Annotated in this window: 11 protein-coding genes; 4 read left to right on the top strand and 7 right to left on the bottom strand. The window is 73.3% G+C overall.

All coding sequences use genetic code 11. From position 1 onward, the window contains the following. Positions 1 to 7: 7 nt before the first annotated feature. Positions 8 to 2173: a hypothetical protein gene (locus ACIP93_RS28460; protein WP_401763066.1), complete on the bottom strand. Its 2166-nt coding sequence runs from the start codon at positions 2171 to 2173 to the stop codon at positions 8 to 10. A 565-nt stretch (positions 2174 to 2738) separates the two neighbouring features. Here ACIP93_RS28460 and ACIP93_RS28455 point away from each other — a divergent pair. Further along, positions 2739 to 3236, top strand: a complete 498-nt coding sequence (locus tag ACIP93_RS28455; RefSeq protein WP_401763063.1) for a hypothetical protein — start codon at positions 2739 to 2741, stop codon at positions 3234 to 3236. A gap of 31 nt (positions 3237 to 3267) precedes the next feature. On the opposite strand, the gene ACIP93_RS28450 is transcribed toward ACIP93_RS28455, so the two are convergent. The 3 genes from ACIP93_RS28450 to ACIP93_RS28440 all read right to left on the bottom strand — a co-directional run bounded on the left by ACIP93_RS28450 (position 3268) and on the right by ACIP93_RS28440 (position 7130). Then, positions 3268 to 5091: an N-acetylmuramoyl-L-alanine amidase gene (locus ACIP93_RS28450; protein ID WP_401763060.1), complete on the bottom strand. Its 1824-nt coding sequence runs from the start codon at positions 5089 to 5091 to the stop codon at positions 3268 to 3270. 294 nt (positions 5092 to 5385) lie between these two features. Beyond that, positions 5386 to 5649, bottom strand: a complete 264-nt coding sequence (locus ACIP93_RS28445; RefSeq protein ID WP_345225721.1) for a GlsB/YeaQ/YmgE family stress response membrane protein — start codon at positions 5647 to 5649, stop codon at positions 5386 to 5388. A gap of 362 nt (positions 5650 to 6011) precedes the next feature. Next, positions 6012 to 7130, bottom strand: a complete 1119-nt coding sequence (locus ACIP93_RS28440) for an aminoglycoside phosphotransferase family protein (RefSeq protein WP_401763056.1) — start codon at positions 7128 to 7130, stop codon at positions 6012 to 6014. 233 nt (positions 7131 to 7363) lie between these two features. Between ACIP93_RS28440 and ACIP93_RS28435 the strand changes: the two genes are divergently transcribed. Beyond that, positions 7364 to 8860, top strand: a complete 1497-nt coding sequence (locus ACIP93_RS28435; RefSeq protein WP_401763055.1) for a hypothetical protein — start codon at positions 7364 to 7366, stop codon at positions 8858 to 8860. A gap of 94 nt (positions 8861 to 8954) precedes the next feature. On the opposite strand, the gene ACIP93_RS28430 is transcribed toward ACIP93_RS28435, so the two are convergent. Both ACIP93_RS28430 and ACIP93_RS28425 read right to left on the bottom strand, forming a co-directional pair. After that, positions 8955 to 10379, bottom strand: coding sequence for a PP2C family protein-serine/threonine phosphatase (locus ACIP93_RS28430; protein ID WP_401763052.1), 1425 nt, complete (start codon positions 10377 to 10379; stop codon positions 8955 to 8957). A gap of 177 nt (positions 10380 to 10556) precedes the next feature. Next, entirely contained in the window at positions 10557 to 11804 is a 1248-nt protein-coding gene (locus ACIP93_RS28425; protein ID WP_401763050.1) for a glycosyltransferase 87 family protein, read from the bottom strand. 128 nt (positions 11805 to 11932) lie between these two features. Between ACIP93_RS28425 and ACIP93_RS28420 the strand changes: the two genes are divergently transcribed. Then, complete coding sequence (locus tag ACIP93_RS28420) at positions 11933 to 12100, top strand: hypothetical protein (protein WP_345225732.1); 168 nt, start codon at positions 11933 to 11935, stop codon at positions 12098 to 12100. Positions 12101 to 12509: 409 nt separating this feature from the next. Here the strand turns inward: ACIP93_RS28420 and ACIP93_RS28415 are convergent, their stop codons facing one another. Further along, positions 12510 to 13583 carry a glutamate--cysteine ligase gene (locus tag ACIP93_RS28415; RefSeq protein WP_345225734.1) on the bottom strand — a complete coding sequence of 358 codons (1074 nt, stop codon included), beginning with the start codon at positions 13581 to 13583 and terminating at the stop codon, positions 12510 to 12512. Between the two features lie 135 nt (positions 13584 to 13718). Here ACIP93_RS28415 and ACIP93_RS28410 point away from each other — a divergent pair, with 135 nt between their 5' ends. Continuing rightward, entirely contained in the window at positions 13719 to 14519 is an 801-nt protein-coding gene (locus tag ACIP93_RS28410) for a PTS sugar transporter subunit IIA (RefSeq protein WP_401763047.1), read from the top strand. The last annotated feature ends 70 nt before the right edge of the window (positions 14520 to 14589 follow it).

Below are 14589 nucleotides of genomic sequence, written 5' to 3'. Positions count from 1 at the left end.
TGCGTGGCTAGCGCTGCGCCTGGTGCGGGACCGGGCGGGCGACCCCGGGCGGGACCGGAGCGCGCGGCGGGACCCGGAGCGGCGGGGAGGTGAGCGGGGCGGCCCTCCCGGATGCGGCGCCGGCCCGCGGGGCCTCCGCCAGTTGCAGCGTCACCGCGCTCTGCCCGCCGTCCGGCGCGGCCCACCCGGAGACCGTCCCCGCGTACGCCTGCCCGAAGGCGTCCGTGCCCGAGGCGGTCACCCGGCGGGTGCCGTCGGGCATGGTGGCCGTGGCCCGGACGCCGGCCGGGGCCCGCACGGTCACCGTGTCGCCGACGCGGTACGCGGTGACCTGCCCGGCGTCCAGGGCCGACTTCCAGGCGGCCCGGTCGCGCAGCTCGGCGCCGATGTCGCGCATGCGCAGGTTCACCAGCGGCGCGGACGCCGTGTAAAGGTCGTCGTAGCGCTTCAGGGTGCCGTCCAGGACCGGATAGGCGATGCGTTCCTCGGCCAGGTTGGACTGGTGGATGAAGTGCGGGCGCGGGTCGTTGCCCAGCACGTGCCCCAGCGCGGTGGAGATCTCCTGCGGCACGATGTACCGCGCGAACCCGCTCGCCGCGTCCAGCGGGGCGGGCAGGCAGGTCGTGTTCGCCAGGTCCTCGCAGAGGCCGCTGCCGCCCTGGGAGCGCCTGGTGTAGATCCAGTTGTACTCGTCGACCTGCTCGGCGACCCTGCCCGCGTTGTAGAAGATGTTGATCGGGTGGCGCGAGACGGTCTTCGCCGGACCCACCTGCCGCTGCTGCGGCTCGCGCGAACTGTCGGAGCCGAGCCAGCCGATGCCCTGCGCGGCGAGCGCGGGGGCCAGGTTCGGATTGTCCTCGGGCTGCTGCGGCGAGACCCTCAGCCCGGAGTGCTCACCGGTCACCAACTCGTCGTTCGCCACCGGCAGTCGGGCGGCCGCCGCCCACTGCCGGTTGTCGGCTATCTGCCGGGACGTCTCGGCCTGGCTGACGTACTTCACCGACCCGTCGGGGTTCTTCGCGCACGTCCACGGCACCGAGGAGACGTTCTGCTCGCAGCCGAGGAAGGGGTGGTCGTAGGTGTGGTTGATCCAGCGGAAGTCGTCCCGCCGGGCCACGAACGCGTCGGTGAGCGGGTCGGCCCCGTTGTTGTTCTCCCGGTGCTCGACGCTGCCGCCGCCGTTGTACGCCATGTCCAGGGTGAAGTCCCGGGCGCGGGACCAGTCGGCGGCGTGGCCGGCGTCGGCCGCGGTCATCCGGATCGGGTTCGGCCGCCCCTGGCCCGGCGGGCAGTCCACGTCGCCCGGTGTGCAGTTGAGGGCGGCGTCCCAGCGGTCGTCGGCGGCGAACACGTCGTCCACGTGCACGGCGAAGTAGTTGCGGGCCGCGCCGAGCCGGACGTTCTGCGTCATCCAGTCGACGATGCCGCGCGCCAGCAGGCGGAACTGCTGCTGGTACTGGTTGTACGCGAAGGTGACGACCAGCTCGCGCCGCCCGTCGTGCCGGTACTCGCCGACCAGACTGCCCGTGCCGGTGCCGCCGGGGATCGGGGCCTCGACGTACGTCGTGAAGTCCGCCCCCGCCGCCGGACGGGCCAGGAACGCGTAACTCTCGCCCACGGTCGGCGAGTTGTCCTCGAACGGCACGGCCCCTTCGAGATAGCCGAAGGGCCCGCCGCGGCCCGCCGCCGTCACCTCGGCGCGCACGCCGTCCACGGACCCGCTGTAGAGGGGCGTCTGGAGACCGTTCTGCGGGGAGGCGTAGGTGTACGCGTCCACCTGCGGCACCGCGTACGTCTTCTCGTACGCCACCAGCGCCGCCATCTCGGCGGAACCGGCCGGGAACGGGTTGTCGTTCGGCAGCACGACCGCCTGGAACTTCGCCCGGGGCCGCCCGTCCACCGTGTCGGCGAGGAACGCCGCGTCGATCAACGGCCGGTGCGCGTCGCCGAGTTCGACGGTCGTGTACGGAGTCCCCGCGCCCTCCAGTTCGGCGGCGACGGCGGCGGTGCCGGGGCCGCCGTCGCTGACGACGAGCACGCGCAGGTCGACGCGCGGCTGCTCCTCGGCCGTCCCGGCCGGAAGCGGGAGCGCGCCCGCCGGTGCCGCCGACAGGCCCAGGGCCAGCAGCAATGCCCCCGTGCCGAGCGCGCGTTGACGTCTGAGACGTTTCATGCGGTGTGCTTCCCTCCCGAACGGACCCCACGGTGCAGCGGCACCGGGCGGCCCCCCACCCCCGTCACGGCGGCGGCCCCCGCACGGGGAGCCGTCGACGCACGCTGTTGACTCACATATTCACTCCTGAGTGCAGCATTTGTGTGCCTGATGTGAAACCTGACGAAAAAAAGTAGGTGTCGATCCGGAGGCACGGGCACGAGACGACCGCCCGGGCGGGACGGCGACGGTGGGTGCGGGCGCCTTCCGGCCCCATGATCCAGTCCGCTCCGCCCGCCGGCGCCCGAGGGCGGGCAGAGCCCTGGAAAGGGGCGCGGGGAACCGCGCGGGCACCCCGGCACGCCCCGCACGGCGAGCGCCGCGGAAGCGGGACGAGAACCGGGTCCCCGGGGCGCACACCGGCCACCGCCCGCTCCTCCCGCCCCGAAGACCGCACCGGCCGCCCGCTCCGCACCGCACGGGACGAGGGGCAGCCGTCGTGCCCGGGACCCCCACCCCCCGAGGGGCCGCCGGGGGAGGGCCCACCACTTGAACGCCGCCCGCCCCGGCCACGTACCATGTCCGCATGTCCTTCCTCCGCCGCCGCCCCTCCGCCACGCCCACGGGGCCGGATTTCGACGTCCTCGCGATGGACCCGGGCGACTGGCCGGGCAACCTCGGCGCCGGGCTGCTGCCCGCCCCCGACGGCACCTGCCAGGGCGTCTTCCTGCGCTACGACCTGTTCGGCGGGCGCGGCCCCGCCATGGTCATCGGAAACCTCCCCGAGGGGGCCCCGGCCCGCGAGCTCGGCGAGAGGCAGGTCCCCTTCGAGGTCGCGCAGCTCCTGCTGGCGCTGGAGAACGACGAGGAGGTCGAGGTCGTCAGCACCGAGGACGTGCCCGTCATGCAGGGCGACAACCTCCTCATCGTGCGTCGCCTCAAGCTCTCCGAGAGCCGGATCTCCTGCGTGCAGTTCGACCGCAGCGACAACGTGCTGGTCACCATCGCGAGCTGGGACCGGCCGATCACCGACGACCTGTACGCGCTGCTGAAGCCGCTCCCGGCGGAGATGTTCCAGGGCTGACCCGCGGCGGTCCGCACCCGGGCCGGGCGGCTCAGCCGCCCAGCACCCGCACGTCGGACTCCTTCACGTACCCGATCCGGTGCCCGTACTGGATCTCGTAGTACACCTCCTCGCCCCGGATCACCCGCCCCGGCTTCCCGAACTCCTTCGCGTGGAAGTACGCACCGCGCGTACGCTCCCCGATGACGTACCGCTGACCTGCGGGAACGCGGTACGGCAGCGGGACGACCGGCTGCGCCGGCACATCCGCCGGATACGCGGACTCCTCCGGGTAGGCCCTGCCGTACACCGCGATCGACTCCCGCCCCTCGCGCGGGGTGAGCAGCGGGGCCCCGGTGTTCACCGCGGTCGGCCGCGCGGCCGGGTTCGCGAACCAGGCCTTCTGCCCCAGGTACCAGATCGCCGTCCAGTCCCCGCGCCGCTCCGCCACCGCGAAGCTCTGCCCGGTCGAGGCCCGGGCCCCGGTGTCGTTCACCTGAATGGTCGAGTCCCGGCCGCGCCCTGCGTCCCGCACCAGCGGGGCCTCGGCGTCCGGCGCGGTGTGCAGCCGCACCGCGCCCGACGCGTGCCCGGGACACGGCTGCGCCGCCTGCTTGCCGCAGCCGGTGTACGCCGGGCGGTGCGTCTCGTACCGCGGCCGTACGGTCACCACCGCGCTGTCCGGGCCCGCCGTCGCCACGAAGGGCCGGCCCAGCAGCTCGAAGTAGTGCGCCCAGTCCCAGTACGGGCCGGGATCGGTGTGCATCCCGCGCACCGCCTCCGGAGTGCCGCCGGGCACGTTGTCGTGGCCGATGACATGCAGCCGGTCGAGCGGGATGTCGTAACGCTCCGCGAGGTGGCGGGTCAGCCGGGCGGACGTGCGGTACATCGCCTCCGTGTACCAGGCGTCGGGCGCGGTCAGGAATCCCTCGTGCTCCAGCCCCACCGAGGTGGCGTTCGTGTACCAGTTCCCGGCGTGCCAGGCGACGTCCTTCAGCGGCACGTGCTGGGCGACGTGCCCGTCGGACGAGCGCAGGGTGTACTGCCAGGACACGTAGTCGGGCCGTTGCACGAGCCGCAGCGCGGTGTTCCAGGAGCCCTCGGTGTCGTGCACGACGATGTAGTCGACGCTGCCCGTTCGGTCGCGGTCAGCCAGGTCGTGATTGCCGAAATCACCGTCCGACGAACCGTCAAGTCTCTTGTACGGCGCGGGGACCCACTCGCAGGACACCGTGGCCGGGCACTCCGCGGAGCCGGTGGGCGCGGCGGCCCCGGTGGCGGGAGCGGCACTGCGGTCCGCCCGCAGGACGACGTGCTGACCGTCGTCGTTCGTACGGCGCTGCCCCTCCCGCAGTACGGCGTGCACCTCGTCCGCGTACGCCCGTGCCGCGGCGGGTTCCCGGGCCCCGGAGAACCGGGCCAGCGCTCCCCGCCAGTGCTCCGGGCCGGTGCCGGGCGCACCGCCGGTCAGGCGGTGCGCGGCGGCCAGCAGGGCCGCCCCGCCGTGCACGTTGGCGGCCGGGTCCGTGCGCAGCTCCTCCTCGGGCAGCCCGGTGAGCGCCGCGGCCTGCGCCAGCATCCCGGCGCCCGGGGCGAGCCGGGGCCAGGGGGTCCGGGCGTCCGTCAGGTGCATCGGCCCGTAACCGCCGCCGACGCTGGGCGCGCCGCCGTGCGAGTCCCAGCGGGACCGCAGGTAGGACACCGCCAGCAGGAGGTCCGCCGGGACGCCGTACCGTTCGGCGGCCGTACCGAAGGCGCGTTGCAGGGAATCGGCCGCCGCGTGGGCCGTACGCGTCCGCAGGGCGGAGACGGGGGCGAAGGCGTCGGCGGACGCGGCGAGCGGGGCGAGGGCGAGCAGGAGGGCGGCGGCTGCCACGACGCCCCCCGTTCTGGTGACGGAACGGTGCAAGGCGTCCTCCGGTGGCACGTCAGCGGGCGGCGGAACCGCTCATGATGCCCACCGGCCGCCCGCGAACGGCGCAGGCCCGCTCACGGCACGTCGCATAGCGACATGTCGTGAGCGGGCCTGTTACCCGTCAAAAGCCTTGCGGGGCAAGGGTGTTGCGGTCCGCTGGGCAGCGGCCGCCGGTCGGCGTACGCCACCTGATCGGACGATACGACAACGGCTCGCCCCCGGCGCGGAGCTCGGCACGCGCCGTCCGCCGGGACGTCAGCCCTTGCGTCCCGTGACCACCCGGTACAGCGCCAGCACGATCACCGAGCCGATGATGGCCGCGATCCACGTCGACAGCGAGAAGAAGCCGTCGATCGACTTGACCCCGAAGATCACCTTGCCGAGCCAGCCGCCCAGCAGTCCGCCCACGATGCCGATCAGCATGGTCACCAGGCAGCCGCCCGGGTCCTTGCCCGGCATCAGGGCCTTGGCGATGGCTCCGGCAAGCAGACCGATCAGAATCCACGCGATGATGCCCACAGTGTTCCTACCTCCGTGCGAAAAGAAATCCGGCGTCGGCCGGAGCTTCTTCCTGCTTTCCCCGCACCGGAGCCCGAAACGCATCACAAGCACCAAAGCGGCCCATCTGCCACACAAAGGGCCGAAGGTCCCGAACCCCGGAGGACCTTCGGCCCGGGACTTCACAGGAGCCGAAGTCCCAGCCGAAGTCCCACAAGACCCGGAACCCCACAAGGCCCGACCCCTCTCAAGGCCCGAGCCGCCCCAAGGGGGAGTCCGCACAGCGCGGAGGGCAGTGCCCGCGCCCAGGCACTGCCCTCCGCCCTTCCCCTCCACCACCGCTGCTCCCCGGCCACCCCGGGCCCGGAAAGCGGCGGGTGTCCTCAGCGGGTGCCGACCGCCGCCCGCACCGCCCGGCGGGCCAGCGCGCAGTCGTCGTGCAGCCGGCGCAGCAGCAGCCGCTGCTCCTCGCCCGGCGGGACACCGGGGCCGGTCGGCGTGCCCGCCGAGGGGGCCTCGCGCATGGTGCGCTGCACCTTCGCCTCGTAGCGGCGGACCTCCCGCGTCGTCACGAGCATCAGGTTCACCAGGAACGCGTCCCGGGCGGCCGTGCCCGCGGCCTGCGCCAACTGGCTGATCTGCCGACGTGCCACCGGGGAGGCGTCGCCGAGGATCATCCAGAGGGTCGCCAGGTCGTACCCCGGCAGGTACCAGCCCGCGTGCTCCCAGTCCACCAGCACGGGACCGGCCGGGGAGAGGATCATGTTGGAGAGCAGGGCGTCGCCGTGGCAGAACTGCCAGGGCAGCGCGGACCGGGAGATGCCGTGCAGCAGCTTCTGCAGGTCGCCCAGGTCGCGGTCGGTGAACAGGCCCAGCGCGTGGAAGTCGGTGAGCCGCTTGCCGTAGTTGAGGGGCTGGCCGAACATCTCGGCCGCCGGCCGCCAGTGGTTGAGCTTGTCGATCGCGCCGAGCGCGGCCCGGACGTCGGCCCGCGGGGGAGCCTCCGCCGGGTGCCGCGTCAGGGCCGCCACCCGGCCCGGCATCCGTTCGATCACCAGGGTGCAGTGGTCGGGGTCCGCCGCGATCAGCCGCGGTACCCGCACCGGTGGACGGTGCCGGACGAAGGCGCGGTAGGCAGCTATCTCGTGCCGGAACCTCTCGGTCCACTGCTCGGACCTGTCGAGTAAACACTTGGCGACCGCGGTCGTGCGGCCCACGGTGCCGACGAGCAGGACGGACCGCCCGCTGCGGCGCAGCACCTGCACCGGCTGGAACTCCGGGCAGATCCGGTGCACCGACGCGAGAGCGGACCGAAGCTGTGCGCCCTGGGGGCCGGACAAGTCGAGTCTCCCGCTCAGCGGTTGGGATCCGGTCCCCGCCGCGCGCCGCGCCCGCCCGGTGCCCGCAGCGGCGTGGTGCGGATCGAGATACGGTCCGCTGCCCGCCACCAGCGGACGGTGCGGCCGGGGCGGGGCGGACACGGAGGACGATGCTGTGTACATGGGCGGTACAGGTCCCTTCGTGTGCCGACGAGTTGCGTGCGCCACCCGCCCCGGCGGACGGTCCGCACCCTGGGGAGTACGAGCCGGCTGCCGGGCCGGGGTGGCGCACTTCTACCTAAGACCCGGCCGCGGGTGGCACACCATCTGGCGCACCCTGGCGAACCCTGGCGAATAGTCGCGACGCATATCGCGGCGGGTTAGTGTCAAGTCAGCCGAGAACCTGGGGGCTTGACGTGAGCGGAGAACCCAACACCCGCCTGAACGACCTGTTCGGACTGACCGGATGGTCCAAGGGGGAACTCGCGAGAATGGTGAACCGGAAGGCGGCGGCCATGGGCCACCCCCAACTGGCCACCGACACCTCACGGGTACGGCGCTGGATCGACATGGGGGAGTCCCCCCGCGATCCCGTGCCCCGGGTGCTGGAGGCCCTGTTCACCGAGCGGCTCGGCCGTGTCGTGACCATCGAGGACCTCGGGTTCACTCGCCATGGCCGCACGGGACGACGACGGGCCCCGGGCAAGACCGAGCACCCCGACGGCGTGCCGTGGACGTCAGAGCAACTGGCCGAGATCCTCTCCGAATTCACGGGAATGGACCTCATGCTCAACCGACGCGGCCTGGTGGGCGTGGGCGCCGCGCTCGCCGCCGGCTCCGCACTGACCAGCGCCATGTACGACTGGCTGCACACCGACCCCAAGCTCGCGGCCGACGGGCCGCGCGTCAACGAACCCCTGCACGTGGAACGCGCCGGGTACGACCTGTACGAAGCGGCTCCCGTGGGGGCCGACGAGATCACCGCCCTGGAGCGCTCGGTCGACGTCTTCCGGGCCTGGGACGCCTCGCGCGGCGGGGGGCTCCAGCGCAAGGCGGTCGTCGGCCAGCTCAATGAGGTGAGCGGCATGCTCGCCTACCGCCAGCCCGCCCATCTGCAACGACGGCTGTGGGGGGTGGCCGCCAATCTGGCGGTCCTCGCCGGGTGGATGTCGCACGACGTCGGCCTGGAGCCCACCGCGCAGAAGTACTTCGTCATCGCCGCCCACGCGGCCCGCGAGGGCGGCGACCGTCCGCGCGCCGGCGAGGCGTTGTCCCGGGCGGCCCGCCAGATGGTGCACCTGGGCAAGCCCGACGACGCGCTGGACCTGATGAAGCTCGCCAAGTCCGGCTCCGGCGAACAGGCCCTGCCCCGCACGCGCGCCATGCTGCACACCATCGAGGCCTGGGCGCAGGCCTCCATGGGGCAGGGCCAGGCCATGCGGCGCACGCTCGGCGAGGCCGAGGAGCTGTTCGTCTCCGACGACGGCAAGACACCGGCGCCGAACTGGATGCAGATGTTCGACGAGGCGGACCTGCACGGCATGCAGGCCCTGGCGTTCCGTACGCTCGCCGAGCACGAGCCGTCGGCCGCGGCCATCGCCCAGCGGCACGCCCGGCTCGCCCTGGAGCTGCGGCCGGACGGCCGTCAGCGCTCGAAGCTCTTCGACCACATCTCGATGGCCTCGGCGTGCTTCATCGGCAACGACCCCGACCAGGCCGACCGCTACGCCCGGCTCGCGCTGAACTCCATGGGCGAGACCTCCTCGCACCGCACCTGGGACCGGCTGCGCAGCATGTACCGGCTCACCGCCCAGTACGCGGACTACCCCATGATCGACGACCTGCGCAAGGAACTGGAGCGTGTGATGCCGAAGAAGGCCGGCGGGGCCAGGGGAGCGGGGGCAGCCGTCTAGCGGCCCCCTTGCGGGACACCCGCACCGCACCCTCCGCACGGCACGCCGACAGCACGCCGACACGGGTCAGGACACGGCTCGTCCGGACGTGCGGCTACCCGCCGATCCTGGCGGCCAGCACACAGGCGTCCTCTTCCCGTTCCCTCCCGCCGAACTCCTCCAGCACCAGCCGCACGCACTCGCGGGCACTGTGGGCGCCGGCGAACCGGGGGGCCAGGGACAGCAGCCTGCCGCGGCACTCGTCGTCCGTCGCGCTGCGCCGGGACAGCCCGTCCGTGTGCAGGAGCAGCAGGTCGCCCGCCCGCAGGGTCGTCTGCGCCTGCTCGTACGCCGCCGTGCTCGCCGCTCCCAGCAGGACGCCGCGCGGCGGGGTCAGAGCCGTTCCCCGGCCGTCGCGGAACAGCAGCGGCGCGGGGTGACCGGCCTGCGCCCAGGTGAGGAGGCGGGTGGCGGGATCGTACTGACAGCACACGGCACTGCCCGGCGACGGGTGGGCGGAGGAGGAGTCCAGCAACTGGTTGAGATGACCCATCAGGGCCCCGGGCCGCACACCGGCGAGCGCCAGGCCGCGCAGCGCGCCCAGCAGCATCGCCACGGAGGAGGTGGCGGTGACGCCGTGACCGGTGAGCCCGCCGACGGTCAGCATCCGCTTGCCGTCGGGCAGCTCCATCGCGTCGTACCAGTCACCGCCGACGAGTTCGCCGCTGGCGCAGGGGAGGTAATGGGCGGCGAGGTCGAGGGTGTCCGTGACCGGGAGCGGGGGCGCGGCGCCGCACCAGGCGGGCAGCACCGCTTCCTGGAGCTGTACGGCCACGGTGCGCTCGGCCTGGGCGAGGCGCCGGGCGTGCTGGAGCGAGTCCTGGTTGTCCCGGACGGCCCGCTGGGTGCGGCGCAGCGTGCTCACGTCGCGCAGCACCGCCCACATGGAGGCCGTGCAGCCCTCGTCGTCGAGGACCGGCTCGCCCATCATGTGCAGCGTGCGCACCGCGCCGTCGCCGTGGCGGAGGATGCGGAACTCGCCGTCGATCGGCTTTCCGTCGACCAGGCAGTCGGTGACCATGGCGGTCAGCAGGCACTGGTCGTCGGGCAGCAGCATGGACGGCAGTTCGTCCAGCGGGAGCGGGCCGTCCGCGCGGGTGCGTCCGAAGATCTCGTACAGCTCGTCGGACCAGCTCACCTCGTCCGTCAGCAGGTTCCACTCGGCGCTGCCGACGCGGGAGAGGAGGGCGGGCTGTCCGCCGCCCGCGCGCTGCTCGGGCAGCTCGGCGGAGGGGAGGGGCGGCAGGCCGTCCTTCAACTGCCCCAGGTGCGCGCCGAGTTCGTCGAGCTGACTGACCGCCAGGTCGCACAGTGCCCGCTGCCAGCGCACCTGTGCGTCGTCGCCGAGGTCCAGCGGGGCGTCCCTGCGGACCGCGTCCATGTCCCCGCGCAGCCGGCGGGTCTGCGTGATCAGTGCGTCGACCACGCCCCGCTCGGGAGGCTGCGGCGCGGATCGGTCCGCGAACAGGGGGGACGGCATGGCGTACTCCGATACGGGCAGTGGCCGAAACGATCTGTGCGAGCTCTACGAGACGGTCTGCGGGAAGTCGACCGTTAAGACTCTGGCACAGGGGTGGGGGCCCCGTAAGGCGTTTGGCAACACTCGATCCGGTGGTGCACCTGGCATATGCCAAAGGCCCTCGGTCGCCGACGGGCGTCAGTGCCCCACCCGCCCCGCCCGCCCCGCCCGCCACAGCCGTACGGCGGACCAGCCCGCGGCGGCGACCAGCAGGCCGTCCCGCACGAACAGGTTGGCGATCGCGACCGGGTCGGCGTCGTCCCGCAACTCCCGGTACAGCAGCGGGAAGCCGAGCGTCGTGAACAGGCAGGCCACCGCGATCAGCGCCACCACGGGCCGCTGCGAGGTCTCCCGGCACAGCAGACACACGGCGCCGAGCCCGACCAGCCAGATCAGGTACTGCGGGCTGATCACCCGGCTCGTGACGACGAACAGCAGTACGGCGGTGAGCGCCGCGTCCGGCAGCAGCCAGGGGGCGGACCGGCGGGACCGCAGCCGCCAGAGCACCAGCCAGCCGAGCGCGAGCACGGTCAGCCCCTGCATCACCAGCGACACCGTCTCCACCCCCGGCCCCACGAACTCGTGCGACCCGTCCTTCGCCTTCCACGTCCCGCTCCACCCCAGGTGCCGGGCGACGTGGAAGGGCAGCGCCCCCACCGACTCGATCTGGACACCCCGGGACTTCTGCGCCGTGAGGAACGACAGCGCGTGCGGCATGGCCAGCGCGAACACCGCGAGCAGCCCGGCCCCGGCGACCGCCGCCGCGCCCCATGCCCGCCGGGTGCGCCGCCCGCGCTCCGTCCCCGCCAGCAGCAGCACCGGCCACACCTTGACCAGGGCCCCCAGCGCGACCAGCGCCCCGAACGCCCGGTCCGCCCAGGCCCGCCGGGAGGCGGCGACGGCGAGCGCGGCCATGGCGATCGCGGTCACCTGGAGGTCGAACCGGTTCCACGGCACGGTGGAGAGCACCGCGAGCGCCACCGCCCACAGCCAGGGCGCCGCGACCGACCGCCCCCGCCGCACCACGAGCCACAGCAGCCCCGCCATCACCAGCGCGTCCGTCACGGCGGCCGTCACGATGAACGCGAGCCCGTAGTCCAGGGACGGCAGAACCCCGGGCGCGAGGATCGGCAGGGCGGCCCCCGGCGGGTACTGCCAGCTCACGTCGTGCGCGGGGAACGCCCCGCCCGACAGGACCTCGAACCACCCCCGGTACACCCGGTCCACGGACGGGTCGAGCGTTCCGTCGCCGTCCAGCGGCGCCAGCTTGAGCGCGGCGGGCACCAGCCAGAGCCGGGTCAGCCCCCAGACGAGAAGCGCGGCCCAGGGGGAGCGGAGGGCGGAGAAGCGGGGGAGCGGGGCGCCACGGAGGCTGCTGCGGGGCATCCCCGCACTCTACGAGGCGCGCCCTTTCCGCAGAACGGCAGGTCAGACGCCGGACGCATGGCCCGCCTCCGCCCGGGTACGCGGCGCGATGGCACCCCGCCGACCGTCTCGCTGAAAGGACCCCTCCCATGGAAGACCGCCGTCAGGACGGCCCCGAGGAGCAGCCCCCGGGAATCCCCCGCGACCTCCCGGACCAGCAGGCCACCCCCGACGACGACCCCCGCGCGACGGTCGACGGCCCGGGCCTGGAGGACGCGTCCTCCGACGACCACTCCGTCGAGGAACCCTCGGGCTGAGCCGCCCCCCGGGGGGGTCTCCGCCAGGGGCCGACCTGCTTGGCCGCGCCCCGTCAGGGGCGCGGGGCTGTGTCGATCTGCGACTCCGCCGCGCGGGCGCGGCCACTTCCGTACCCCTTCAGGGGCGCGGGGCTGTGTCGATCTGCGGCTCCGCCGCGCGGGCGCGGCCACTTCCGTACCCCTTCAGGGGCGCGGGGCTGTGTCGATCTGCGACTCCGCCGCGCGGGCGGCGGCCACCTCCGTACCCCTTCAGGGGCGCGCGGAACCGCGCTCAGCCACGACGCACCCGCACGGGAACCCTCCACTGCCCCGCGGGTTCAGGTGAAGGGGCGGGGCTGGGGACCCCCTCGCCCGGGCGGGCGGAGCTCAGCTCCCCGGTACCGGGAGCACCGGGAGGAGGCCCGCCCCCTCACCCCACCGTCCGCCTCGCACACTCCTCCACCACCCCCCGCAAACTCCCCGTCCTCCTCAACAGCTCCCGCTGCACATGCGCCCCGTTCCCCCTTTCCAGCAGCACCTCCCAGTGCTCCTTCACCAGCTCCATGTCCCCGCTGTCCCGCAACGCCTCCGCCACGTGCGCCAGCAGCGCCCGCACCACCGTCTCCGCCGGCGCCGGCGTTAGCGTCACCGGGTCGACCAGCTCCCCGCACAGCCCCGACCGCGCCGCCCGCCACGAGGCCAGCCGCAGCAGCCCGACCCCGGTGTCGTCCGGCGGGCCGCCCGCGGCCCACTCCCGGGCCGCGGTCTCCACCAGCGCCCGCACCAGCGCCGCGATGAGCACGGTGTCGTCCGCCTCCAGGCAGACGTCCGGCACCCGTACCTCCACCGTCGGGTAGTGCCGCGACAGCCGGGCGTCGAAGTAGATCATCCCCTCGTCGAGCAGGGTGCCGGTGGCGAGCATCCCCTGCACCTGCCGGTGGTAGTTCTCGGCGGACCCGAAGTGCTCGGTGGCCCCGGTGGACGGCCACCGCCCCCACACCCGGCTCCGGTACGAGGCGTACCGGGTGTCGCGCCCCTGCCAGAACGGCGAGTTCGCGCTCAGTGCCACCAGCACGGGCAGCCACGGCTGGATCCGGTCGAGCACCGCGACGCCCTCGTCGTCGGACTCCACGGACACGTGCACATGGCAGCCGCACGTCAGTTGCTCCAGCGCGGTCAGCCCGAACTCCTCCTCCAGCCGCCGGTAGCGGTCCCCGGAGTTGATGGAGGGGTTCACCGGCAGCGGCGAGGTCGCGAGCGCCGCGAGTTCCGCCCCCGCGCGGCGCGCCCCGGCCGCCGCCTCCCCGCGCCAGCGCCGTACCTCCGCGGCCAGCCCCTCGATGGTGTGGCGCGGCCGGGTCGCGATCTCCAGTTGTTCCCGGTGCAGTTCCTTCTCCAGGGTCGATCCGTCGGGCAACGCCGCCAGCACGACGCCGGACACCGCCCTCGGCGTTCCGTCGCTGTCGACCAGTAACAGTTCCTCTTCCACTCCCACACTGCGCACGGGCGGCCCCCCTCGGGCTCGGTGATCCTCGTGAAATCCGACATCGATCTACGTACCGGCGGAGCGAGTGCCCTCTTTCTCTACCCATGTGCTCCGGTCGCGCCGCACGTTCAGGACTGTGCAAATATCGGATTCATGTCGGCATTGAGTGATCTACTTCCGCCAGAAGCGATACGACTCGATATCCGTGCGACGGACTGGAAGCACGCGGTCCGGGACGCGGGCGACCTGCTCGTCGCCACCGGCACCTCCACCGCCGCCTACACGGACGAGATGATCCGGAACGTGGAGGAGAACGGGCCGTACCTCGTCATCGCCCCCGGTTTCGCCTTCGCGCACGCCCGCCCGTCGCCCGCCGTGCGGCGAACCGGAATGTCCTGGGTGCGCCTGGCGGTGCCCGTCGACTTCGGGCACGAGACGAACGACCCGGTGACCCTGGTGGTCGCCCTGGCCGCGACGGACGCCGCCGCGCACACCGCCGCGATGGCCTCGCTGGCCCGCCTCCTGGGCGACCCGGAAACCTCCCGCGCCCTGCACGAAGCGCCTACGCCGACGGCCCTGCACGCCGTGCTCGCGCGGCAGGGCGACGTACGCCCGGTGCAGCAGGCCGCGCCCGCCGCCCCGGCGCAGGACCGCCCCGCCGCCCCCGGCATGCACAAGATCCTCACCGTCTGCGGCAACGGCGTCGGCACCAGCCTCTTCCTGAAGAACACCCTGGAACAGGTGCTGGACCGCTGGAAGTGGTCGAGGTTCGTGACGGTGGAGGCCACCGACACCATCTCCGCCAAGGGCAAGGCATCCGAGGCCGTCGCGATCCTCACCTCGCGCGAGATCGCCCGCACCCTCGGCGACGTGGGCGTGCCGGTCAAGGTCGTCGAGGACTTCACCAGCACCACCGAGGTCGACGGCGTCCTGCGCGACACGTACGACGTCTGACCACGGACCCACGGCGACGTCTGATCACGGACTCACGGCGACGTCCGACCACGGACCCACGGCACGGAGG

Source organism: Streptomyces sp. NPDC088745, assembly GCF_044751045.1.
Lineage (GTDB): Bacteria > Actinomycetota > Actinomycetes > Streptomycetales > Streptomycetaceae > Streptomyces > Streptomyces cremeus.
The sequence above is the reverse complement of the archived record's forward strand: the minus strand, read 5'-3'. Positions and strand labels throughout refer to the sequence as shown.

Bases quoted from the DNA above. Each gene is read 5' to 3' on its own strand.
- ACIP93_RS28460 (WP_401763066.1), bottom strand. From the start codon at position 2,173: ATGAAACGTCTCAGACGTCAACGCGCGCTCGGCACGGGGGCATTGCTG.
- ACIP93_RS28455 (WP_401763063.1), top strand. From the start codon at position 2,739: ATGTCCTTCCTCCGCCGCCGCCCCTCCGCCACGCCCACGGGGCCGGAT.
- ACIP93_RS28440 (WP_401763056.1), bottom strand. From the start codon at position 7,130: ATGTACACAGCATCGTCCTCCGTGTCCGCCCCGCCCCGGCCGCACCGT.
- ACIP93_RS28430 (WP_401763052.1), bottom strand. From the start codon at position 10,379: ATGCCGTCCCCCCTGTTCGCGGACCGATCCGCGCCGCAGCCTCCCGAG.
- ACIP93_RS28425 (WP_401763050.1), bottom strand. From the start codon at position 11,804: ATGCCCCGCAGCAGCCTCCGTGGCGCCCCGCTCCCCCGCTTCTCCGCC.
- ACIP93_RS28420 (WP_345225732.1), top strand. From the start codon at position 11,933: ATGGAAGACCGCCGTCAGGACGGCCCCGAGGAGCAGCCCCCGGGAATC.
- ACIP93_RS28410 (WP_401763047.1), top strand. From the start codon at position 13,719: ATGTCGGCATTGAGTGATCTACTTCCGCCAGAAGCGATACGACTCGAT.